The sequence below is a fragment of the Rubritalea tangerina genome, assembly GCF_042683245.1.
GTDB classification, from domain to species: domain Bacteria; phylum Verrucomicrobiota; class Verrucomicrobiia; order Verrucomicrobiales; family Akkermansiaceae; genus Rubritalea; species Rubritalea tangerina.
In genome coordinates this window covers 46,278-70,382 of record NZ_JBHUJB010000051.1, presented here as the reverse complement: position 1 = coordinate 70,382, position 24,105 = coordinate 46,278, and the positions used below count along the sequence as shown (strand labels likewise).

At 49.1% G+C, this 24,105-nt stretch carries 19 protein-coding genes; 15 read left to right on the top strand and 4 right to left on the bottom strand.

Features of this window, described 5'->3' with window-relative positions; genetic code table 11:
* The first annotated feature begins 2 nt into the window (after positions 1-2).
* Complete coding sequence (gene murJ, locus ACFSW8_RS12830) at positions 3-1,562, top strand: murein biosynthesis integral membrane protein MurJ (protein ID WP_377089633.1); 1,560 nt, start codon at positions 3-5, stop codon at positions 1,560-1,562.
* A 156-nt stretch (positions 1,563-1,718) separates the two neighbouring features.
* On the opposite strand, the gene ACFSW8_RS12825 is transcribed toward murJ, so the two are convergent.
* Both ACFSW8_RS12825 and ACFSW8_RS12820 read right to left on the bottom strand, forming a co-directional pair.
* Positions 1,719-3,272, bottom strand: a complete 1,554-nt coding sequence (locus tag ACFSW8_RS12825) for a glucose-6-phosphate isomerase (RefSeq protein ID WP_377091505.1) — start codon at positions 3,270-3,272, stop codon at positions 1,719-1,721.
* A gap of 17 nt (positions 3,273-3,289) precedes the next feature.
* Positions 3,290-3,868: an adenine phosphoribosyltransferase gene (locus ACFSW8_RS12820; protein WP_377089634.1), complete on the bottom strand. Its 579-nt coding sequence runs from the start codon at positions 3,866-3,868 to the stop codon at positions 3,290-3,292.
* Positions 3,869-4,109: 241 nt separating this feature from the next.
* On the opposite strand from ACFSW8_RS12820, the gene ACFSW8_RS12815 reads away from it, so the two are divergent.
* The 12 genes from ACFSW8_RS12815 to ACFSW8_RS12760 all read left to right on the top strand — a co-directional run bounded on the left by ACFSW8_RS12815 (position 4,110) and on the right by ACFSW8_RS12760 (position 18,592).
* Positions 4,110-5,288, top strand: coding sequence for an AraC family transcriptional regulator (locus tag ACFSW8_RS12815; RefSeq protein ID WP_377178423.1), 1,179 nt, complete (start codon positions 4,110-4,112; stop codon positions 5,286-5,288).
* A gap of 157 nt (positions 5,289-5,445) precedes the next feature.
* Positions 5,446-6,198, top strand: a complete 753-nt coding sequence (locus ACFSW8_RS12810; protein WP_377178421.1) for a PEP-CTERM sorting domain-containing protein — start codon at positions 5,446-5,448, stop codon at positions 6,196-6,198.
* A 108-nt stretch (positions 6,199-6,306) separates the two neighbouring features.
* A complete protein-coding gene (locus ACFSW8_RS12805; protein ID WP_377178419.1) occupies positions 6,307-7,809 on the top strand; it encodes a tetratricopeptide repeat-containing sulfotransferase family protein in 1,503 nt (500 codons plus the stop codon).
* Positions 7,810-7,992: 183 nt separating this feature from the next.
* Complete coding sequence (locus ACFSW8_RS12800) at positions 7,993-8,715, top strand: PEP-CTERM sorting domain-containing protein (protein WP_377089639.1); 723 nt, start codon at positions 7,993-7,995, stop codon at positions 8,713-8,715.
* 193 nt (positions 8,716-8,908) lie between these two features.
* A complete protein-coding gene (locus tag ACFSW8_RS12795) occupies positions 8,909-9,811 on the top strand; it encodes a LamG-like jellyroll fold domain-containing protein (RefSeq protein WP_377178417.1) in 903 nt (300 codons plus the stop codon).
* A gap of 265 nt (positions 9,812-10,076) precedes the next feature.
* Entirely contained in the window at positions 10,077-10,853 is a 777-nt protein-coding gene (ccsA, locus tag ACFSW8_RS12790; RefSeq protein WP_377089641.1) for a cytochrome c biogenesis protein CcsA, read from the top strand.
* 51 nt (positions 10,854-10,904) lie between these two features.
* Entirely contained in the window at positions 10,905-11,879 is a 975-nt protein-coding gene (gene hemA, locus ACFSW8_RS12785) for a glutamyl-tRNA reductase (protein ID WP_377178415.1), read from the top strand.
* On the top strand, positions 11,863-12,810 hold the full coding sequence (gene hemC, locus ACFSW8_RS12780) for a hydroxymethylbilane synthase (RefSeq protein ID WP_377089644.1): 948 nt from the start codon (positions 11,863-11,865) through the stop codon (positions 12,808-12,810). Before hemA ends, hemC begins: the two co-directional genes overlap by 17 nt.
* On the top strand, positions 12,807-14,321 hold the full coding sequence (cobA, locus tag ACFSW8_RS12775; protein ID WP_377089645.1) for a uroporphyrinogen-III C-methyltransferase: 1,515 nt from the start codon (positions 12,807-12,809) through the stop codon (positions 14,319-14,321). The genes hemC and cobA overlap by 4 nt, the downstream gene beginning before the upstream one ends.
* A gap of 280 nt (positions 14,322-14,601) precedes the next feature.
* Positions 14,602-14,946 (top strand): UvrB/UvrC motif-containing protein, encoded by a 345-nt coding sequence (locus tag ACFSW8_RS12770; RefSeq protein WP_377178413.1) that lies wholly within the window; start codon positions 14,602-14,604, stop codon positions 14,944-14,946.
* A 3-nt stretch (positions 14,947-14,949) separates the two neighbouring features.
* Positions 14,950-16,086 carry a protein arginine kinase gene (locus ACFSW8_RS12765; RefSeq protein ID WP_377089647.1) on the top strand — a complete coding sequence of 379 codons (1,137 nt, stop codon included), beginning with the start codon at positions 14,950-14,952 and terminating at the stop codon, positions 16,084-16,086.
* The gene (locus ACFSW8_RS12760) at positions 16,079-18,592 is read left to right on the top strand and encodes an ATP-dependent Clp protease ATP-binding subunit (protein WP_377089649.1); all 2,514 of its coding nucleotides are present in this window, start codon (positions 16,079-16,081) and stop codon (positions 18,590-18,592) included. The genes ACFSW8_RS12765 and ACFSW8_RS12760 overlap by 8 nt, the downstream gene beginning before the upstream one ends.
* A gap of 143 nt (positions 18,593-18,735) precedes the next feature.
* Here ACFSW8_RS12760 and ACFSW8_RS12755 read toward each other — a convergent pair whose 3' ends face one another.
* Together ACFSW8_RS12755 and ACFSW8_RS12750 are read right to left on the bottom strand one after the other, a co-directional pair.
* Positions 18,736-20,706: a fumarate reductase/succinate dehydrogenase flavoprotein subunit gene (locus ACFSW8_RS12755; protein ID WP_377089650.1), complete on the bottom strand. Its 1,971-nt coding sequence runs from the start codon at positions 20,704-20,706 to the stop codon at positions 18,736-18,738.
* Between the two features lie 39 nt (positions 20,707-20,745).
* Positions 20,746-21,429 (bottom strand): succinate dehydrogenase cytochrome b subunit, encoded by a 684-nt coding sequence (locus ACFSW8_RS12750; RefSeq protein WP_377089651.1) that lies wholly within the window; start codon positions 21,427-21,429, stop codon positions 20,746-20,748.
* A gap of 297 nt (positions 21,430-21,726) precedes the next feature.
* Here ACFSW8_RS12750 and ACFSW8_RS12745 point away from each other — a divergent pair, with 297 nt between their 5' ends.
* Positions 21,727-22,128, top strand: coding sequence for a hypothetical protein (locus ACFSW8_RS12745; RefSeq protein ID WP_377089652.1), 402 nt, complete (start codon positions 21,727-21,729; stop codon positions 22,126-22,128).
* A gap of 160 nt (positions 22,129-22,288) precedes the next feature.
* The gene (locus ACFSW8_RS12740) at positions 22,289-23,974 is read left to right on the top strand and encodes a protein kinase domain-containing protein (RefSeq protein ID WP_377089653.1); all 1,686 of its coding nucleotides are present in this window, start codon (positions 22,289-22,291) and stop codon (positions 23,972-23,974) included.
* Positions 23,975-24,105: the final 131 nt, after the last annotated feature.

Sequence of the window (24,105 nt, the reverse complement as noted above, 5' to 3'; positions counted from 1 at the left end):
TCATGTTGAAATCCCTCATGACGGTCAGTGGGTTCACATTGTTGAGCCGCATCACTGGTTTTTTACGCGACATGCTCACCAGTTACTATTTTGGTGCTGGTACATTGGGGGATACTTGGGTGGCGGCTTTTCGTTTTCCCAATCTATTTCGACGTGTGTTAGGCGAGGGAGCTTTCAACTCGGCCTTTGTTCCTCTTTACAGTGGGAAATTAGCTGAGGAAGGGAAGGGGGCAGCATTTGACTTTGCGAGCCGTATTCTGGTTATTTTAAGTTTATTGCTCTCGGTTTTATGCGTGGTGAGTTACATATTCATGGCTCCCATCACCAAGGCTTTGACGACAGGGTTTGATGCTGAGAAGCTTGCATTGGCGACGGATTTATCGCGTATCACAGTTAGTTATCTCTTTTTTATCTGTCTGGTGGCGGCACTGAGTGGGGTTTTGAATAGCCATAAGAAGTTTGCGGCGCCTGCATTTTCTTATGTCTCGCTCAATTTAGTATTTTTAATGGGCTTGATGGGGGTGGTTCCCTTTGTGGATGGTTTACAGAATAAGGTGAGTGTGATGGCTTGGTGCTTACCTATTGGAGGTTTTGTGCAGTTGGTCATTGTTCTGCTTTCTGCATGGCGCACAGGGATTAAGTTTGTCCCGAAGGTGCCGAAGCTGGATAGTGATACCATTAAGTTAGGTTTGTTGATGGGCCCGGGGTTAGTGAGTGCAGGCATTCAGCAGTTAAATTTGTTAGTTGGTCAGTGGGTGGCGTCTTTCCAGGATGGGGGGATGAGTGCGATTTTTTATTCCGACCGCATAAACCAATTGCCCTTGGGCTTGATAGGTATCGCTTTTGGTGTGGTGTTGCTGCCCGATATCACTCAGAAGCTCAGAAAGAAGCAGAATAAGGAAGCGCAGTTAAGTTTGCAGACGGGGATGACGATGGCGATGTTGATTGCTTTGCCAGCGATGTTGGGGATGATGGTTTTGGCTGAACCGATTATTTATGGGATTTTCAAGGCGGGTGAGTTTACTGCTGAGCAAGCACAGGTTGCGGGATATGCGTTATTTGCTTTTGCGTTGGGGTCGCCAGCATATGTGATGAGCAAGGTGTTACAGCCGGCTTATTTTGCCAGAGAGGATACTAAGACCCCGATGAAATTCACCTTAGTTTCAGCGGTTGTGAATAGTATTCTTTGTGGGATTGCCTTTTTGGTTTTGGGCAAAGGTGGGCAACTGAGCACTGGGTGTGCACTCGCTACCTCAGTGGCTGGCTGGGTCAATGTGAGCCTTTTGTTGGGCGGATTAAAGAAATCAGGTTTTTTGAAGTTGAGCGGCGAGTTTTGGAAGCGGCTAGGCAAAATGCTAGTGGCATCAATGGTGATGGGTGCGATTGTTTGGTGTGGTGCTTATATGCTCGATGATATCTTGCACAGTGATAGCCGCTGGGTGCGAATTCCTGTGCTGGCAGCTGTGGGGGGAGCAGGTGTCGTGGTGTACTTTATTGTAGCGCATTTGACCAAGGCTATGACCTTTGCTGAGTTGAAAGCTGGCTTTAAAAAGTCTAGTTAGAGTAGTGGGCTGAGTTAGGTAGGTGGCCATAGTGCCACTGAATCTATGAGCTTGTTGGTGCCGGGAGCAGGTGGGATGAAATTTTTTTACTCGCGGGCATAAAAAATGCCTACCAGCAGATGGGTGCTGGCAGGCATGGAAATGAAAAGTGGGTGATTAGATTTTGAAGGTATCTTCAGCAGGCGTGGTACCTTCGCTGAGGGTGGCTTCGCCATTTGCTGCGAGGTGCACCAATGCGTGGTAGACGTCTTCAGGGTCATTATCTGTCGCCTCAGCAATGTCATCGGCAGTTTTTTCCCAGCCGGTGAGAGCGCCACGAACTTGATTGAGAAGTTCGAGGAAGCTTGTTGCAGCTTTCTTACCGGCTTCGACACCTGGTTGGTGGTAGGCGTTGATGTTCACTAATGAGGCGTAGAAGGATACAGCGCGTTCGAATAGGGCGATGAGCAGTCCTAAGGTGAATGGACTGACTTCTTGGACTGAGATGGTAATGGATGGGCGGCCTGATTCGTAGAGTGCTTTACGGGTACCTCGGAGGAAGCCTTGGAGGTAGTCTGCGGTGGTCGTGCCTGGGTCTACTTCAATACTTTGACCCTCTCTACCTTTGCGTACTTCAATGAAGGTAGCGAAGAAGTTCTTCACGCCGTCACGGAGTTGTTGGACGTATGCGTGTTGGTCTGTGGAGCCTTTATTGCCGTACACAGCAATGCCTTGGTTTACGACCTTGCCGTCGAGGTCGAGCTCTTTACCGAGTGACTCCATTACAAGTTGTTGGAGGTATTTGGAGAAGAGAGCGAGGGAGTCTTTATAGGGGAGGACAACCATGTCTTTTTCACCTTTGCCGTTACCAGCGTGGTACCAGCCTAGGGCAAGTTGCATTGCAGCGTTCTTTGTTACTTCAGTGCTACGGGTGCGCGCATCCATGTGGTTAGCACCTGCAAGGAAGGCGTCGATGTCGATACCTTGAAGCGCAGCAGGAACGAGTCCGACCGTGGACATCACAGAGGTGCGCCCACCCACCCAGTCTTCCATTGGAAAGGTTGTGAGCCAATTGTGATCCTTGGCATAGTTGAAGAGTTTAGAGCCTTCGCCGGTGATCGCGACGGCGTGCTTGGAGAAGTCTAACTTATTGTCTTCAAAGAATTCCTGGGCTTCGAGCATTCCATTGCGCGTTTCAGGCGTACCACCGGATTTTGAGACGACGAGGCAGAGTGTTTTATTGAGCCCTTTACCGATCTCAGAGAGTGTGCGGTCGATGCCAGCTGGATCGGTGTTATCGAAGAAGAAGGTTTGAAGTTTCGAATCAGCACCGAGTGCATGGTAGACGAACTGTGGGCCGAGAGCGGAACCGCCGATACCGATGACGAGAAGGTTTTCGAAGCGTCCTCCACTTGGGGGAGCGATGTCGCCGTTGAGTACTTTGTCGGCGAATTTTTTGAGTGCTGCGAGAGGCTCAGTGATTTGAGCTTTGATTTCTGCGTTCGGAGCGAGGTCCGCATCACGCAACCAGTAGTGTCCAACCATGCGGCCTTCGTCAGGGTTGGCGATATCGCCGGCTTCGAGAGCGAGCATATCCTTGAAGGCACGATCGATCTTGGGTTGCATTTCGCTGTAGAAGCTGTCCTTGATATCCATTAAAGACAGATCGATAGAGAAACCGAAGTCGGAGTAGCGGGTCAGGCTGGAGTGGTATGTTTGCCAGTTAGACATGGTAGTTGTTCGTATGTTTAAGAGTATTGAAGAATAGAGTGGATGTTGTCGCATTCAATTGCGTCTCTGCCATTGAGGGCGCTTAGTTCTATGAGGAAGCTAACGCAAACAACGTCTGCGCCCAGGGCTTTGAGTAGCTTTACTGCAGCACCTGCCGTGCCACCAGTCGCAAGTAAGTCATCGACGAGCATAACTTTGTCACCGGGTTGTACGGCATCTTCATGGATTTCGATCACATTTTCACCGTATTCGAGGGAATAGCTTTGTGACTTAGTTTTCCACGGCAATTTGCCTTTCTTTCTGACCGGGACAAAGCCGGCACCTTTTTGGAGTGCGATTGTGGGGGCGAAAATAAATCCTCGAGCGTCGATGCCGACGACTTTATCGATGTTTTGGTGGGGGAGGGTTGCGCTGATTTCAGAGATGCTGGCTTGCAAGAGTTCGGGGTCGGCAAGAATGGGAGTGATGTCCTTGAAGAGGATTCCTGGTTGAGGGAAGTCAGGTACGTCTCGGATGGCGGCTTGCAGCTTCTCTGGCATGTCGTCATCAAATAGATACAGCAAGGAATTGCACGCAAAATATGGTCGTAGAGGCATCAAAATGTGAGATGGGATCAGATAGGGATGGATTGCGAAAAACTTCCTCTCAATTGCGGTGTGAGCATGGTTGAGCAGGGGGGAAGATTTAGGGAAAAGGGAGTTCTTCTATTTGAGCGATGGGGTGGACTGATAGGAAACTAGCTTAAACAACATTCTGCTAGCATTATATCGATGGTTATTGCTAGTCTTAGTGCATTATGATGAATGGAAAGCTACCTTACCTACAAACCTACGAATTATGATGAGCAAGCAAGATGCAACGAGCAAACAGATTGCAGTACGAATCCCCAGCTGGTTAGGCTGTGGTCGAGAAATATACCAAGGGATCGCGTCTTATGTGACTGAGCATCAATTGGAATGGCACATTATCACCGAGGTGGATGCGGATGATGAGCTTAAGCCGCAATTCATTGATAAATCTTGGAAGGGGGATGGTGCCATTTTTTTTAGATATAGTGATGAGGAAGCGGAGGCGTTGAGGCAACAGGGATGCCCTGTAGTTTGCGTGTCGCGTTTATCCCAATGCTCTTGGGTGTCGCGTGTGAATTCAGACAACCGGATGATTGGACGTTTGGCGGCTGAGCACTTGGTTTCAACGGGGGCACCGAATTTAGCATGCTGGATTGATCCGGAGCGGAGCTATTGCCTTGAACGCTTAGAGGGATTCCGTGAGGTTGCGGCTAAGTACAACCGTGAGGTGCTTGTGTTAGAGACATTAGCCTCCTCATATCCCTCGGATCGTAAGTGGTCGATTATTCGTGAGGAGATGAAGCAGCAATTGCAGCAATTACCGAAGCCTACAGCTTTGCTCGCGAGAGATGATATTGCTGCGGCTGGATTGATTAATATGGCTCAGAGTCTAGGGATTAAAGTGCCAGAGGAATTATCGGTGTTAGGAGTTGGCAATGACCCGGTGCTTGGGGCGATCACGCTTCCGACGATGAGCAGCATTGACATTCCAGCTAAGGAAATCGGCAAAGAAGCTGCTCGCGTATTGCACCATCAAATGGAGAATCCTGGGGAGGTAGAAGTGGTTGAAATTCCTATCAAGCATGTGGTGAAGCGTGTTTCGACGCAATTTTTCCACACCTCAGATGAATTGGTAGCTAGAGCGTGTCAGTTAATCAAGTTGGCTGATCCTGAGAAGCCGATTACGGTAAAGGCGGTGTGTGATGAGCTGGGCGTGTCCGCGACTACTTTGTTGAAACGTTTTCAGGCAGTGATGATGTGTTCACCAAAGAAATTCATTGATCGGACGCGTTATGAGGAAGCCTGTAGGTTGTTAGAGACTTTAAATGCTCCGATTAAGCATGTTGCTTATAGCCTGGGGTTTAAATCACCAGAGGAATTTGATCGTTTTTTCAAGCGGCATGCGGGGATGACGCCTGGAAAGTACCGAGAGAATGCTCGTGTTTAAATGGGTTTCTTTTTTTGCGATTCACTTGCGCATTTTGCACGCCCAATCATTTGGTCAAACATCTGAATGTCTCATTATGGTTTTGGGGCACAAATAGAAAAACCCCTCGTTTCTACACTGCGGTTCTTCGATTTTGTGAATCAAAACGAGTAAAGATATGAACAATATGAAAAAAATGAATACCCTTGCCGCGGGCGTGTTAGCTGGTGGCATGATGTTCAGTGGAGACGTAGAAGCTGCCAATATCGTAGTCGATGGTGGATTCGAAGGCGACAACACTGCATCTGGCGCATGGGGTGCGTACAATGATTACAGCCACCCATATAGCGGCTTAGGTGGTCCTCAACTTACAGTGATAGGGACGCTTAATGACTATGGTTATAATGATGACATCTCTCTGGACGCAGGAGCTGAGTTCCACGGCTTAGGTGGAGGAAGTCAAACTATTGATCTAACAAGTGGTGGTTTAAGTTTAGCTACTATTGCGGCAGGTGATGCTAGGTTTGCTTACAGCGCTTGGTTGGCAGGTTATAATGGTGACAACAACACAGTGGCACTCCAGTTGGAGTGGTTAGACGCTGGCAACAGCGTTGTAGGAAGTACTCTGCTTCTTGATAGAGGTGTAACGACTAATCAAGTGACAACTGCTGAACTTATAGTGGAAGGTGCTGACAACGGTGCTGCAGCCGATCCTGATTATTGGGCTCTTTACGAAGTAAAGGGAACTATTGATACAGCAGCAACTCAAGCACGCATTACATTCGTTGCAGGAACAGGGCATGTTGCAGGTGGAGCCAATGACTGGTACGCTGATAATGTTGTGTTAGACGTAGTGGCTGTACCTGAGCCTAGTTCCACAGCATTGATTGGCCTTGGTGGGCTAGCTCTTATTTTGCGTCGTCGTAAATAATTGAATCAAGGGATAATTTAAGTTGGCATCTATCGATATGATGGGTGCCAACTTTTTTTATTGGTTCTACTGATGTGAGGGGTGAAGATCAAATGATTGGATATAGTTATGGAGTCACTGCAGAAGGCTAGACAGTTGTGGATGCGCGAGAGGTATGGGGAGGCCATCGAATATTTTAGGTTGAGCTTGTCTGAACACCCACGCTCTCCCGAGGTGCTTATTGATTCGGCACGGGCATTTGGACAGTGGTACGAGCACTCTGAGATGGAGAGGCTCAACAAGCGACTGCTCCGCCTTATGGGGAATAGTGCTGAAGCTCATTTTCAAGTGGGGCTTACCTATCGAATGAGTCATTGGCCTGAGGAGGCGTTAAAGCATTATAAAAGGTCGCTTAGTAAGCGAAAAGGTCACCTTCTTTGTTTGTTGGAGGCTGCAATTGTGGCTGAAAGGTTAGACCAGCAGAGCTTGGCTGAAGGTTTTGTGGACCGGTGTTTGCAGTTGAGCCCACAATTACCAGAAGCTTTGTTAGTTCGTGCGAGAATTCACTCAGCGCAGAAGCAATATGTTGAGGCTGTTGCATGTATTGAAAAGGTTGTTGCTATGCCTGAGAGAGTTGTTGCGAGTGATACCCGGGCGAGAGCATTGATTGAGTGGGCAACGCTATCATATAAGCTAGGTAAAGAGCATGAGGTGCTCGACCGTCTCAAGAGTGCTAAGTTAATTCAGCGTCAAGAGGCACAGACTATCTTGTCCAATCTTTCGGATGAGGGTGAGGTAAATCGACTCTTTTGTGATATTAGCAGTGAAGATTTAAGCCGGTGGCGCAGCTCCAGCCAGAGGGGGGAGGGAGTGGTTTTGATGGCTAGTTTTCCTCGCTCAGGAACAACTCTGTTAGAGTCCTTACTTGGGCGTTACCGAAGAGTTGTGGCATCGGATGAATTAGATGTGTTCAGTAAGAAGTTATTACCTAGGTTGATAGAGAGTCTAGGAGGAACGGAAGTATCCACAGATGGTTTGAATGAGGTTCCTGAGTCTTTGTGGCAAGAATGCGCCGATGATTATTATTCAGGCCAGGAGGAAGCGCTGCAGGTGAAGCTTGGTGGCAAAATTTTGTTAGATAAGAACCCAACCTACATAGCGTTCATCCCTTTTTTTCTTAAGATGTTACCGAGGATGAAATTGGTTGTGCCATTGAGGGATCCAAGGGGTGTGATATTGAGTTGTTATTTTCAGTACTTTCCGATGAACAAATTCAGTGCGCAGTTGTTGGATATAGAGTCAATCGCGCGTCGTTATGTTGGTGATATAGGGAGGTGGATTGAGATCAGGGGGAAGTTAGACAAGAGTCAGTATTATGAGGTGCGTTATGAGGAACTTGTAGAAGCTCCTGATGAGGTTGTTAGTAAGCTAGCAGAGTATATGGGATTATCAGGTGTGGAGTTAGCGGATCGAGGCTCGCAGGCCCGCATTCTCAATGCTCCGACCTATGGTGATGTCCGCAAGGGGGTGTACCAGTCTGCGGCAGGAAGGTGGCAGAAGTATGCAAATGAGTTTGATAAGGTGCGTGAGATTCTCGAGCCGGTGATGCACCAGCTAGGTTACCGGTGGTAGTTTGACATGGAGGGCACTGGACTCAGTCGAGTTCAACGTGGTGGTGATGCGTGGTGTTATTAATGCCATCTGATTGTCATAAATGCGATTCCTAAGGTCTCTTCAGCAAGTCACAGAAGTGATTGGATGGAGTGTGTGGCAAAAAGTGAATGCCTCAACAATACACGATGTGATCATATGAAAATGAAACGAAGACCAACTAGTTTAATTACCTTTTTGATAGGAGGTATTGTCAGTTTGGGGGTAGCCCATGCAGGGACCACCATACTTATTGGAAATAATGGTTCGGGAACGAATTTGAGTATTCCAGATACGTTTGGCGATAATATTGGGGGTGACATTACTGGTGTTGCGACGACTACTGGTGGAGGGACTCCTACAGTTGATTTGACCTGGGCTGCAAGTGGTGGGACGAACGCAAATACTTGGCAGTTTCACACTTGGGGTGGGGCTGACAGTGCCGCAGGTGGCGCATTTCAGTTAGACGGTTCTTCTACGAATAGTGTCTTTTCTATAACCTTTGATGCAGGAACTTCACATGTGTTTACTCTGAATGGGTTTAATTTTGTTGGAGATACGAACAATGACACTTATCAGTATAGAGTTGATCTCGTTCAGGTTGGTGGAGCGACAGTGTATACCTCTACGACTCCATTGTGGACGACCGACACCTCAGCTGTTCAGGAAGGAGCACCCTCTGTCGATGTGAACTTTACTGGTGTTGCTGGAGCTAGCTATAGGTTAGATTTAACTCGTTTGAATGATGACACTGGAGATGCTGGTAGTCGTGTGGACATTGCCATTGATAACTTGAGTTTTTCCAGTACTGCAGTGCCTGAACCAAGCACAAGTCTGTTGTTAGGAATGGCTGGCTTAGGCCTGTTGGTGCGACGCAAAAGGCGCTAGGCGAATATTAGATCAGAAACGATTTCTTAGGCGTGCTACTTGGAAGAGGGCACGCCTTTTTTGTGGGGTGGTGGTGGTGTGTGTGGAAAATGCTATCTAGGTTTTCAAAATGACATCTTAGAGTGCTTGTTTTATGCTAGTTCTCTATCTTTATTGTAGGTTGTCATTGAATGAATCAACCCCGAATAAAAAAATGAGTAGTTTGCATAAAAAGTTAGGTGCTGTATTGGCGAGTGGAGTGATGATGGTGAGTGGAAGTGTGTCGGGGGCTGTTTTGTCGAGTGGTTTGGTGGGATATTATACTTTTGATGCCAGTGACACGAGTGACAGTTCTTCTTTGGTAGGTGGTTCATCCTCGAATAACTTGGGGGCTTGGAGTGGGAGTGCGAATTACGGGGGTGGTTTTCTGGGGGCGGGTCATGCGATCGTCGGGGATGGGGCTGGATCTAATTTTTTAACAGTGACGGGGAGTGAGTATAATTTTGGGACAGGAAGTTTTTCAGTACTGCTGTGGCTAAATTTACCGTCGAATACTTCAGGGTCACCGAATGATCCCTCCTTTGCGTCTTCAGGAGGAAAAGATTGGTCGTTGAATGGTGGGACGCAGGGGTGGAATATGGCGATTCAGGGTGACGATTACGACGGGAATATTTCTGATGGTGTGACTCGGACGGATCCGGCGCGCATTGATATTGACCCGGGGGTGAACAATTGGGCGTTGATGGCCTTGGTGGTGGATCAGAATGCAGATCAGGTGAGTATGTATGCGTTGGATTTCAATGTGACGACGATTGGGGATGATGCCTCAGCTCCTACAACATCGCCGATTGGGCCGACGGGCAATCTGACCATTAATGGGGATATTGTTTTTGGTCAGGATGGAGACGGAGCTGGTTACAGTCTCCAAGCTTCAGGGATTGATGACGTTTCTCTTTGGAATCGTGCGCTGACTACTGCGGAGATTCAGGAAATATACACAGCTGGGCGGGCCGGGAATGATTTGTCGACCGTGCTCACAGCAATTCCCGAACCGAGTTCTTTGAGTTTGTTTGGTATTTCGGGTCTTATGATTTTAATGAAGAGAAGAAGGCAGTAAGGGGGGAGGTCGTTTAGAAATGCCATGAGGAAATGGCTAATGCCACCTAGGTGGTGTTGAGAGTAGGAGTGAGGGAGTGCAGGGTATTGATGTGGCACGATAAATTGTGTCATGTTCACGCAGGCTTTATTGCATAGTCAGTGTGTTTATTTCATATGTTGTATAGGTGTGGCTCTTGAAGGTGATTCGAGAGCCACATTTTTTTGTGACGGGCGTATGGCAAGAATGACTTGAACGATGGGCTGAGCTATAGCATGGGTGGGGGGTGACGAACTCAACCATTTACCTTATTCTTGCAGCAGTCCTCGCTGGACTGGCTGGCTATTTGGGGATGCGTGCTGTTCAGCATGGGCACAGAAGCCGCTGGACGGTGGCTTGGATGCTTTTTTCCTTTGTTGCGCAGTGTGCGGTACTCGGGATTCGTGGGGAGTTGCGAGGCCAATGTCCGTTGGGGGACTTTGGTGAGATTTTGGTATTCTTAGCGTGGTCGATGACATTGTTTTATCTCATCATTGGTTCGACCTACAGGATTTCACTGCTTGGGGTTTTTTCCGCTCCTGTGGTGAGCATGATGTTATTGGTGGCGGCGATTCCTGGGGTGATGGAGTCTCATCCTGAGCATGCGATGGAGGTGGAGCCGTGGCACGAGACGCACGCCGCACTCTCGGTTCTCTCCTATGGAGCCTTGGGGTTAGCAGCGATAGCGGGAGTGATGTTCATGGTGTTGAACAAGAAGTTGAAGCATCGAGACATGAAGTCTGGTCTCTTTTTGAAGTTGCCGCCATTGAGTACGATCACGGCATCGATGGTGCGACTGACAGGGGTGGGGACTTTGGTTCTTTCCGGAGGAGTGGTTTGTGGCTTGTTGATGCCTGACAAGTCGGCTGGTGGATGGGCGCATTTGTGGGCAGCAGTGGTGGTCTGGGTGTCTTACACCCTGCTCTTGACAATTTGGCAGGTCAGAGGGATGACGCCGGTTCGGATGGCAATGAGTGTGGTATCGCTCTTCATTGCTTCACTCGTAGTATTCGCAGTTCTCTAAAGGATGGTTTTACTTTGTTTGGGGTTAAATCACGAAACCGCGCCCGTTGATGTGCGCGAGCGATTTGCTGTGTCTGCGGATCGGCTGGGTGAGGCCAGCAAGGCATTGGCTGAGAAGCCTGCGATTGATGAAGTAGTGGTGTTATCAACCTGTAACCGCATGGAAGTTTATGCGGTGGCCCAGGATCAGCTTTTGGCGGAAAATAGCATCAAGCATTATTTGGGGGATGGTGGAGAGCTCAGCAGCGAGGATGAATCACATTTTTACGAGAAGGCTCAGGATGATGCTGCTCGTCATCTTTGCCGTGTGGTGAGTGGTTTGGACTCGATGGTGTTAGGGGAGACTGAAATTTTTGGTCAGGTGAAGCAGGCATACACGCAAGCATTGCAGCATTCAGCGACAGGCGGTGTCCTCAACAAGTTATTCCAGAAGTCGTTCAATGTGGGTAAGAAGGTGCGGACTCAGACGACAATTCAGGGGGGGCAGACATCCGTCGGGAGTGTGGCTGTGGATTTGGCTGAAAAGATTTTTGGGCATCTCAAGTTGAGCGAGGTGATGGTGATTGGGGCTGGGGAGATGAGTTACATTACCGCCCAGCGGATGATGGAGCGAGGTGCGAAGAAGATATATGTGGTGAACCGTTCTTTGGAAAACGCACAGAAACTTGCTGAGGAAATGGGAGGAGAGGCGGTAGCCTTTGATGATTGGGAGCGGGTTTTGGCCAAGGTGGATGTGGTAGTTTCCTCTACAGGGGCAACTGAGCCAGTGGTGCGGCCAGAGCACGTTGAGAAGGTGAGAGCGAAGCGAAAGTATCGCCCCCTTTTCATGATCGACATAGCGATGCCCAGGGACATTGATCCCGAAGTTGGAAAGATCGAGGAGGTTTACGTTTACGACCTCGATACTTTGCAATTGCAGGCTGATGAGAACCGTACGAAGCGGTTAGAGCAGGTGAGGGTTTGCGAAGAAATTATTGAAAACGAGGTACAAAAACTTTCGAAACAGAGCAATGAGCACATCAAATAGAATTGTAGTAGGCACACGTGGTAGTGCCTTGGCGTTAGTGCAAGCGGAGATGACTGAGCAGCTTTTGCGTCAGAAATTTCCAGAAGCAGAGATTGTGCGCAATGTCATCACGACGACAGGAGATCGCAGGACCGATGTGTCTCTGGCTGATGTAGCAAAGGTGGAGGGAGTTTTCGATAAGGGAGTTTTCATTAAAGAGTTAGAGGTGGCACTGGAGAATGGTGAGATTGATATTGCTGTGCACTCCTTAAAGGATGTGCCGACTGTGCTCGAGGCACCATTTGAAATTGTCTCGGTGCTGGAACGCGCGCCGGTAGCTGATGTGTTAGTGACCAAAGTGAAAGGGGGACTCGATGCATTACCTCAGGGGGCGAAGGTGGCGAGCAGCTCATGTAGGCGTCAGAAGATGTTGAAGTGGTTGCGTCCGGACCTTGAGATGGTCGACATCCGGGGCAATGTTCCGACACGCTTGAGAAAGCTAGCTGAGGACGCTGAGCTTGATGGCATTTTATTAGCTGAGGCTGGGTTGGTACGTCTTGGGTATGATGCCACTGGGGAGATGGGCACCGAGGCTGGAAATGTCTATGGGGCGGCTCTGGAAGCGGATAGTTTCTTGCCAGCCGCTGGCCAGGGAGCTGTAGCCTTAGAGGTGAGAAAAGGCGATACTCGTAGCGCAGCTTTTGCCAGAGCAATTAATCATGAGGCAACCATGACTCGCATCACTGCCGAGAGAGAGTTTTTGAGATTATTGAATGGTGGCTGCCACACTCCTGTGGGGGTCGCGAGTCAGATCTTTGGGGACAAATTGTTGATGGAGGGGATTGTTTTCCCTGAGGGGGAAGCCATTGGTGATCCCCTACAAGCTGAGTCTTCAGGATGTCTCAACGAGCCATTGAAGGTGGCCGAATCCTTGTTTAAATCGCTTTCATGAATGCAGGGATTTGTTATCTCGTAGGGGCTGGACCTGGCGATGCTGGTTTGGTGACGCTCAAGGCTAAAGAGTGCATCGAGAAAGCAGATGTCTTGGTCTATGATGCTTTGATAGCGGACGAGTTTTTGCGTTGGGCGAAGCCTGACTGTGAATTGATTTACGTGGGGAAGCGCGCGGCGAATCATGCTGTGGCGCAGCAGGATACCAACGAGCTCCTCGTTGAGAAGGCACTCGAAGGAAAAGTGGTCGTGCGACTGAAGGGTGGGGACCCAACGATGTTTGGTAGGGGTGGTGAGGAAGCGGGGTGTTTAGCGAAGGCTGGCGTGCGTTTTGAGATGGTTCCGGGCATATCCTCGGCAATTGCTGGGCCTGCCTATGCTGGTATTCCGGTGACTCACAGAGACCATTGTTCACAGCTTACCGTTTTCACTGGTCATGAGGACCCTACGAAGGATGAAAGCCGATTGGATTATGCGCAATTGGCGAAAGCGGGGGGGACGAAGATTTTTTTAATGGGAGTGAAGCGCTTGCGATTGATTTGTGATGCGCTTGTGGAGCATGGTGCAGAGCCAAGCACTCCGATTGCCTTGGTGAGATGGGCGACGACAGGGAACCAGAAGACGATTGAAGGGACTCTGGCAAGCATTGCAGACATTGCAGAAGAACAGAATTTTAAAGCGCCCGCTGTGGCAATCATAGGAGACGTTGTGAAAGAAAGAGAGAATTTGAATTGGTACGAGGGGCGTCCGCTCCACGGAAAAAAAGTAGTGGTGACGCGCACGCGTTCGCAGGCGAGTGAGCTCAGCAAACAACTTAACGAGCTTGGAGCTGATGTGTTAGAAATCCCAACTATCAAGATCGAGCACCCAGACGACAAACAAGAATTTGTAGAGGGTGTGGGTCAGGTTCACACCTATGATTGGTTAGTATTCAGCAGCCCGAATGGGGTGGAGCGATTCTTTGAGGCATTTTTCAGTGTTTACGATGATGCTCGTAGCATTGGAGGAGTTCGTATCGCAGCAGTAGGTCCGGGTACGGCAAAGAAGGTAAACGAATACCGATTGGCGGTGGATTTGATTCCTGAAACATTTGTAGCTGAAGGATTGGTGCAAGCCTTTGCTGATAAGGAGCACATTGAGAATCAGACGGTGCTGTGGGTGAGAGGGGCTGAGGCGAGAGATACGATCAGTCAGGGGCTCTCAGCGCTGGGGGCGATTGTGGACGAGTGTATCGCCTACAAGACTGTGCCAGAATTTGATGACCCGAATGGAGCGAAGGAGCGTTTTGCAACAGAGGGTGCGGATGTGGTGACCTTTGTGAGTTCTTCAGCGGCGAAGCATTTCTTTGCGCTGAACATGCCATGGGATGAAAGCTGCAAGGTAGCTAGTATCGGTCCAGTGACGAGTGCGACACTTGAGGTGATTGGTAAGAAGGCTGATATCCAGGCTGAACCTCATAATATTGAAGGGCTCGTTGAGGCTGTTGTTCAGCTCTGTAGTGAGTCTGAATAATTGCAGTGGTGCTCTGGATGGGGACCACCTTTGTTGGGTGAATGGATGCTTGTGAGCGCGTTGGGCGAAAACTTGCAAAAAGTGGAAATTCGCGCTGGGACTTTTTGTTGTCTGGACTAGGTTGGGGGGAGAGATGAAGTGCGAGCTTTGCAATAACAAGGCGACCGTGTTTTACACGCAGGCCATTCAGGGGGGGCAAAAGAAAATTTGCCTCTGCCAAAGCTGTGCAGACCAGAGTGGTCTGACGGACCCTGGATCATTTTCAATGGTAGATATACTTATGGACGAGACCCCTGAACAAGCTCAGCCGGCTATGGTGGCAGATGTGGCGCAAAGTTGCGAGCAATGTGGATTCACACTAGAGGATTACCGCAAGGTGGGAAGGCTTGGGTGCAGTGCTTGTTATCAGGCGTTTAGGGCTGAGATTGTACCAGCATTAGCGAAAATGCACCATGGTGTTAAACACCAAGGAAAGGTACCTTCAGGTTTAGCTGATACCATCGCATTGAGTGAACAGCTTGAGGCATTGAAGGCGGAGCAAAGGGAGGCGATTGAGAAGGAGGACTTTGAAGCAGCAGCAAAGCTTAGAGATCAGATTCACGCCCTGGAAGGAAAGGAGGTCTAAAAGATGATGCGTTTTTCGACATTGATGAAGCATCCAGCGGACTGGATGACCGGTAAGAATGCCAATAATGAGGTAGTGATTACCAGCCGTATTCGTCTCGCGCGCAATGTGCGTGATTTGCCTTTTCCTGGCTGGGCGAAAAAGGCTGAACGCATCGACTCTATGGAGTTGATTCGTGGTAAAGTTGAGGCGCTCAAGGTCATGAAGAATGGGTTTTCTCATGAACTATCTGAGCTGGAGCCATTGCAGAAGCAAGTGTTGGTAGAAAGGCATTTGATCAGTCGTGAGCAAGCGGCACGTGGGCAAGGGAGTGCCGCTGTGGTTGATCGTGGGCAACGGCTTTCTTTGATGATTAATGAGGAGGATCATCTGCGCATGCAGTCGATTCGTGCGGGACTTCACTTACGTGAAGCGCATCGCCTTTTAGGGAAGGTAGATGATGCCTTGGAGGATGAACTGGCTTTTGCCTTTGATGCTGACTTAGGTTACCTCACTGCTTGTCCGACTAATCTGGGCACGGGGATGCGCGCATCTGCGATGTTGCACCTTCCAGCTTTGGTGTTGACCGAGCAAATTGGGCAGGTCTTGCAAGCTGTCAATAAGATAGGATTAGCTGTGCGTGGCTTGTTTGGTGAAGGGACTGAGTCACTTGGGCATTTATTCCAGATTTCAAACCAATCAACCTTGGGTGAGAGTGAGGAAGCGATCATTTCTAGGCTGGAGCGTGTGATTGCTCAAATCGAGACGCATGAAACGAATGCTAGACTCAAGATGTTAGAGGATGAGCCTAACCAGCTGAGTGACCGGATTGGACGTGCGTATGGGACATTGGGTTATGCGACAATTTTTGAATCTAAAGAGGCATTTTCGCATATCTCATTATTAAGAATGGGGGCGGCGATGGGGTATTTTCCTGAGGGGACGATGCAAGTATGTGACTCGATGATGATGGATATTCAGCCGGCGCATTTGCAGTTACACGCTGGTGCTGAACTAGAACCAGAAGAAAGGGATTTGATTAGAGCAGAAATCTTACGCACTAGGTTGCAATCCCTCGAAGCCCCTGCTATCAATGTACTAACCAATAAAAATGCGAGTGATGAAGACACCACTGGCGACTTAAATTTCGAGAATGAATAATTTTACCCCAAGAGCACAACAAGTCCTTGCCTTAGCGCGCAAGGAGGCAGATCGATTCAATCACAATTACGTGGGCACTGAGCACGTCTTACTCGGGCTGATCAAGCTTGGTCAGGGAGTGGCGGTCAATGTACTTGAGCGTATGGGGTTGGAGCTCGACACTGTCCGTCAGGAAGTTGAGAAGCAGGTTGGGTCAGGACCAGAGCAGAATGTGTCTAGTCAGATTCCATACACGCCTCGCGTTAAGAAGGTGCTGAATCTTGCCAATAAGGAGGCAAAGCAGCTGAGCCATTCCTATGTGGGTACCGAACATTTGCTTCTTGGCTTGTTGAGAGAAGGTGAAGGGGTTGCTGCACGTGTACTTCAGTCGCTTGACGTAGATATCCAGCGCACGCGCCAAGAGGTGCTTGCGGAGATTGATCCGAATTTCAATCCTGAAGATGAAGAGGAAGTTTTCGAAGTTTTTGAGGAAGGAGAAGAGGAGCCGGCTGAGGCTCAGGGTGAAGGTAAGACCAAAACGCCGGCATTGAAGGCATTTGGTCAGGATCTCACCAAGAAGGCCGAGGAGGGCGATTTAGATCCAGTGATTGGGCGTGAAGAAGAAATCGAGCGCGTGATTCAAATTCTATGCCGCCGCACCAAAAACAACCCAGTATTGGTCGGTGAAGCGGGAGTAGGTAAGACAGCGATTGTTGAGGGCTTGGCCCAGGAGATTATATCGGGTAACGTGCCTGAGCTATTACGTGACAAGCGAGTGGTGACTCTCGATTTAGCATTGATGGTCGCAGGGACCAAGTACAGAGGTCAATTTGAGGAACGTATCAAGGCGGTGATGGATGAAATCAAGAAGGTGAAGAATGTGATCCTTTTCATTGATGAGATCCATACCATTGTGGGTGCAGGGTCCGCAGAAGGAGCGATGGATGCATCTAACATCATCAAACCGGCGTTGAGTCGCTCAGAGCTCCAGGTTGTGGGTGCGACTACTCTCAACGAATACCGTAAGTTTATCGAGAAGGATAGTGCGCTTGAGCGTCGCTTCCAGCAGGTCAAAGTGGACGAGCCGTCGGTAGATGATTCGATCGAGATTCTTAAAGGGCTTCGTGAGAAGTACGAGTCCCACCACAAGGCTCAGTATTCTGATGCGGCACTTGAGAGTGCGGTGAAGCTTTCATCACGTTATTTGACTGGAAGATTTTTACCAGACAAGGCTATCGATGTGCTGGACGAGGCTGGTTCTCGTGCACGCATCGGGCAGATGACACGTCCTCCTGAAGTGAAGGGGCTTGAGCAGGATATTGTTGAAATCAACAAGCAAAAGGTTGCGGCAATCAACGACCAAGACTTCGAAAAGGCGGCCGCTCTTCGTGATGAGGAGAAGCAGGCCAAGGAGAAGCTCGAAGCCACATTATCACAATGGAAGGCAGACAGTGAGGAAAGTACTGTACCTGTGGGTGAGGAGGAAATTATGGCTGTTCTCTCTAAGTGGACAGGTGTGCCTCTGCAGCGCATGGAGCAGAAAGAAGCTGAGAGGTTGCTGAAAATGGAGGAGCAGTTAGCCAGCCGCGTGATTGGGCAAGAATCCGCAGTCAAGGCGATCTCCAAGGCATTGCGTCGCTCGCGTGCTGACCTCAAGGATCCACGTCGTCCTATTGGTTCATTCTTATTCCTTGGGCCGACTGGTGTGGGTAAAACCTACCTAGCGCGCAACTTGGCGGATTTCATGTTTGGTGATCCAGACTCATTGATTCAGATTGATATGTCTGAGTATATGGAGAAGTTTGCGACGAGCCGCTTAATTGGTTCACCTCCAGGGTATGTGGGTCACGAAGAAGGTGGTCAGCTTACTGAAGCTGTGCGCCGCCGTCCCTACTCGGTCATACTTTTTGACGAAGTTGAGAAAGCGCACCCGGATGTGATGAACCTTCTCCTTCAGATTTTGGAGGAAGGTATGGTGACTGATAGTCTCGGTCGCAAGATCGACTTCAGAAATACGATTATCATCCTGACATCGAATGCGGGAGCTTCCAATGCGAAGAAGCAAACCGCATTAGGGTTCGGTGCCATGAGTGAAGAGGAGGCTGATTTTGAAGGAATGAAGTCCAAGATCATGGAAGCCTCTCAGAAATTCTTCCGACCTGAGTTCTTGAACCGTCTTGATGAGCTGGTGGTATTCCACATGCTCGAGAAGAAGGATCTCGATATCATTGTGGATCTCGAGTGTAAGAAGCTCTTTGAGCGTCTCGCTGACCGCAAGATTAAGATCAAGCTCGAGAAGAGTGCTCGCAACCTTCTTACTGATAAAGGTTACGATCCAAACTATGGAGCGCGCCCAATGCGTCGAGCCGTGGAGCGCTATCTCGAGGATCCACTAGCTGAGGCCTTGCTAAGAGGTGACGTGAAAGAGGGTGATACAGTAAAGGTTACCTGTAAGCGCGGCTCTGAGGAGCTCGTCTTTAAGCCGGTAAAATCAAAGCCGCAATCTGACGAGACTGCAAAAGCCTAGACTGGGCAAGCAGTTCTATTTAGAGCAAATGTTTTCATAAGCTCCAGGGGTAAGCCCTGGGGCTTTTTTAGTCTGTGGCTATGAAAAAAAATCCCGCACCGAGTGATCGGAGCGGGATAGCTTAAATGGTCTATCGGTATGTCTTACTGGTAAGAACGTACAGATGGTTTGACGAATTCGAAGTTGAGATCTTCTTTATGAAGTTCTGGTTTTTCGCCGAAGCCTTTGTATTCCCAGGCTGCGACGTAGGAGAACTCATCGTCATGGCGAAGAGCTTCACCTGCTTGCGTTTTGCCGGCAATTACTTCAGGTGATTCTTCGGTGAATTGGTGTTCACCGCGGAAGTGGCCACCGCATGATTCTTCGCGGTTTAGGGCGTCGTGACAGAAGAGTTCAGCAAACTCGAAGTAGTCAGCGAGGCGTGCTGCTTTTTCGAGTTCTTGGTTCATTTCGTCAGCGTCGCCGGGGATGCGGACATTCTTGTAGAACTCATCGCGAATCTCAGGGATACGTTGGAGTGCGAACTCGAGGCCTTCTTTGCGGCGCTCCATGCCACAATAGTCCCACATGATGTTGCCTAGTTCACGGTGGAAGGAATCGACTGAGCGCTCACCTTTGATGTTCATGAGCTTTTCGATGCGATCTTCGACTTCCTTTTTCGCTTCGGCAAACTCAGGTCGGTCGTTGGTGACTGAACCAGGTTTTTGGGTAGCGAGGTAGTTGGCGATGGTGGTTGGGATGACGAAGTAGCCATCGGCAAGGCCTTGCATCAATGCTGATGCACCAAGTCTGTTGGCACCGTGGTCGGAGAAGTTTGCTTCACCGAGGACGTGGAGGCCGGGGAGGTTGGACATCAGGTTGTAATCAACCCAGAGACCGCCCATGGTGTAGTGCACAGCTGGGAAGATCATCATTGGTTGTTGATATGGGTTCTCACCAGCGATTTTTTCGTACATCTGGAAGAGGTTTCCATAGCGAGCGCGGACGACATCTTCACCAAGGCGCTTGATGGCATCTGCGAAGTCGAGGTACACCCCAAGACCTGTTGGAGCGACGCCACGTCCTTCATCACATACTTCTTTACCTGCACGGGATGCGATATCGCGTGGGCAAAGGTTACCAAAGGATGGGTATTTACGCTCAAGGAAGTAGTCGCGGTCATCTTCAGCAATGTCGGAGGCTTTCTTCTTACCTGCGCGGATTGCTTCTGCGTCTTCCACTGTCTTTGGTACCCAGATTCGGCCATCGTTACGGAGGGACTCGGACATGAGTGTGAGCTTTGATTGGTACTCACCACTCACTGGGATACAGGTTGGGTGAATTTGGGTGTAACATGGATTTGCGAAGTAGGCGCCTTTTTTGTGGGCCTTATATGCTGCCATGACGTTACATCCCATAGCATTGGTGGAGAGGAAGAACACGTTGCCGTATCCGCCAGTAGCGAGACAGACCGCGTCAGCGGCATGGGTAGTTACCTCACCAGTAGTCATGTCGCGAACGACGATACCTTTGGCGTGTCCGTCCACCATGACGAGCTCCATCATTTCAGTACGAGGGAACATCTCGACACCACCTTTGGCTACTTCTTTGGAGAGTGCTTGGTAGCAACCGATGAGGAGCTGCTGTCCAGTTTGGCCACGCGCGTAGAATGTACGGGAGACCTGAGCGCCGCCGAATGAGCGGTTGTCGAGGAGACCGCCGTATTCACGCGCAAATGGCACGCCTTGAGCGGTTGCTTGGTCGATGATGTTGGTAGAAACTTCAGCGAGGCGATAGACGTTTGCTTCACGAGAGCGGAAGTCACCGCCTTTGAGAGTGTCGTAGAAGAGACGGTAGACTGAGTCACCGTCATTCTGGTAGTTCTTTGCTGCGTTGATACCACCTTGTGCCGCGATTGAGTGTGCGCGACGTGGAGAGTCCTGGTAGCAGAAGCATTTCACCTTGTAGCCGAGCTCGGAGAGTGTCGCCGCAGCGGCACCGCCAGCGAGTCCAGAACCGACCATGATGACGGTGAACTTTCGCTTGTTCGCTGGGTTGATGAGCTTGGAGTCCATCTTGTGCTTTGACCACTTTTGCTCAAGCGGACCTTCAGGAATTTTTGCGTCGAATGACATAATAATAAATGGTGTGTGAGTTGAGGTGCGTTGAGAAACTTAGTGGATCCAGCCTGCGAGAACGGAAACTGGAATGGAGACGAAGCCGACCCAGATGATCACTGTGTATGCTTTTGCGAGTCCATCAATGAGGCTTGCAGTCTTTTTAGAGCGCAGTCCTAATGTCTGGAAGATAGATGCTACACCATGACTGAGGTGGCTGCAGAGAAGAGAGATGGCGATGATGTAAAAGGCGCTTACAGGGATGCTTTGGAATCCAACGATGACCATTTGGTATGCATTTCCAGCATCAGCAAGAGCAGCGAGCTCAGAATCCACACGCACTGTGTAGTGGAGGATGTGGAAGATGATGAAAGCTAAAATTGTGAGGCCTGACCAGATCATCATACGGGACGCTTTGGATGCCTGTACTGTGGCATCGCATTCGTAGCGTTTTTCCTTTGACGCACGATTTGCTTTAGTGAGCTGGATAGTTGCCACGACGTGAAGAACGAGTGATATCAGGAGGACAATGCGTGCGATCCAGACACCGGCTCCGTGGAGCATGCTGTGGAGGAATTCTGCGTACTCATTGAAGGCTTCAGCGCCGACGTACATGAGGAGGTTACCGCTGAGGTGGCCCGCTAGAAAGCCGACGAGGACGAGGCCAGTGATGGCTACTACGAATTTTTTGCCGATGGATGAACTCCAAAACTGGCATAGTGAACAGGATGTTGCGCTCATTGTATTGTGTCTGTGTGAGAGAACTTCGCGCGTGATAGGCGTAAATCAATTAGATTTCAAGCCGTGCTTACGAAAAAAACACATTCCTTGATGATTTAAGCGCGCAATGTAGCCTATCTCGTTGATTGCCAGAGTTTCTAGGTCTTGGGGTGAGTTTGATATTTGGTGTTGCTATAGGCATAGGAGGGATTGCGACGGCAGTATAGCTATCATACAGTGACGCTCATGGTGGTAGAGTTGCTCTCTAGAGTGCTTTTTTCATGGCAAGGGCTGGGTCCTGTGTTAGATTAGTATGTTATGAAAGCAAAATTGAAATCAGTGGCTGAAGAATTGAGGGAAGACTTGGAGCGTTGTCCTGATTTGCGTGCTCAACAGTTAATTGATTTGGATGAGACTATTTCCGATTTAATTGTGAGGTTTGAGCAGACAATGTCAGCGGATCAAGGGGAAGATTGGGCTGAGTTGAAGGAGAAGATAGATGAGTTACGGGAGTATGCTCAGATAGCGAAGATGCGCTTGCTTTATGGTGATGAGCATTTGCCATCCAAGCTGGACGCGATGTCAGATTCGTTGGAGGAATGTGATGAGGTGAAGGCTGCAATTGAGGTGGAGAGGGACGCTCACCGTTCCACTGGGGTCTCAGATATTTTCAAGGCCTTGTTGATGTGGAAGGATTCTCCTGAAGAGCGGATGCGCTGAGTTGCTCGTCGCATCTATAGTTCCCAGCATAATATAGTTGTCAGATCCCCCCACAGTTGTGCTAGATTTTAAAAATGTTGATTTTGGCTGATTCGGCCACAATCGACTTGTAGGAAATCAGTATGATTGCTAGGGTGCGCGCACCCCCTAGACTATAGATATGAAGGACACTAGCGATACGGGGCAACGATACACAATCAAGAGCATTCTGGGAACAGGTGGTTTTGGTTCCGTATACCGCGCGTATGATTCTAAGCTGCAACGGGATGTAGCGATTAAGCGTCTTGACAAAGGTGATTGTCAGGAATCCATTCGTCAGAAATTGATGGACGAGGCTCGGGTCTTGGCGACTTTGAAGCATCCGAACATTGTTTCTATCTATGATGTGAGTAGTCAGGAGCAATTTGATGAAATCGTCATGGAATTTATCAATGGGATTACGCTTCAGACCTTTGTAAAGAGGCACTTGCTACAAGCCAATGATTTTAGGCATATTGCAGCCCAGGTATTGCATGCTTTATCTGCCTCTCACAAAGCGGGTGTTTTGCACTGTGATATTAAACCCGAGAACGTCATGCTGTGTCTGACATCGGGAGATCAGTATGAGTTGAAGGTATTCGACTTTGGTATGTCTGAGGCTGCTGACAACACCAGTGCGAATGAAGATTTTAAGTTGGTGGGCTCGGTTTATGTGATGGCTCCAGAGCTGTTTGATCGCCAGCGGCCATGTGAGAAGACGGACATTTATGCCTTAGGTTGTTTGTTCTACTTTTTATTGACGGGAGCCTATCCCTTCGTTGGGGCTTCATCGATGCAAGTTATGGCATCGCACCTTAAAGGGAAGCATCGGCCGCTGTTGGCAGTGAGGCCTGATTTAGGGCAGGAGTTTTGTGATTGGGTGGAGAGTTTCATAAAGACTGACCCAAATGAGCGTTTGGAAAGTTGTGCTAAAGGCTTGGAGCAGCTGTTACGTTTTGAGTTTCAAGACAAGGTGGGCGTCTTCACTTTGCCAACAGATTTAGAGATTGAATCTGAGAATAGCCGGGTGGTGCGTACACTCACGAGGCGTTCATTGGAATTGGAGAGTGCTGCGGATGACAAGCGCACTACCCGTTATTTAACCAACACCATCACGCATAGTCTGGGAATTACGAAGAGTGCAAAGGCGATTTTGGAGGAAGCTGAGGACTTAGAAGACCCGTTCTCACCAAAGCCGAAGGTGTTGCCTGATACGGCAGAATGGTTTTTCACGCGAGGTGATGAAGCAAAGGGGCCAGTGACTCTAGATCAATTGTACCGTTTGGTTGAAGATGATAAGGTTGAGGCTGGAAGCATGGTTTGGCACCCACACTATGGTGAATGGGTTCACGCTTATAACTGTGCAGAGCTGAAGCCGTATTTCCCTGAAGCTCCTAAAGAGGACGAAGAAGAAGCTGACGAACTTGCTAAAGAGCAAATTGAAACAGCAAGAAAACTACCATTTTGGCTGAATCCCGAGGTTTTGGTGGTGTTACTAGGTGGAATCTTAGCGGCAATTGGGGCATTTGTATTTCCGCAAAGCCAATCTATGATTTTAATGGCTTTTGCAGCAGTAGTTGCAGTGTTTGGCTTTGGTTTTTTGAGAGTCAGGCAATATCGTGATGGAAAGATGTGGTTAGCTTTGGGACTTTGCTTACCAGTCATCGGTGATCTGATTTATGCTATTGTCAAAAGAGACATGCGTGCCGCAGTGGGCATGACTATGTTCTTACTCGGAGGACTTGCTGTTTTCACTTTTGGAAGCGTTGTGATCGCTGATTATGCGTCTGATCAGACAATGGCGAACACTGAAGTGCAGTCTTCATAAGATCGCACCAAAAATGTTAGATGCGCAATTCGATAGCGCGTAGATTAAACGATCTTTTAACATTTTGCTACTATTTGAAGTTTGACAAAGGTTGCGGTGTGCTAGGATGATGCGTTCGATTTCCCCCGGAT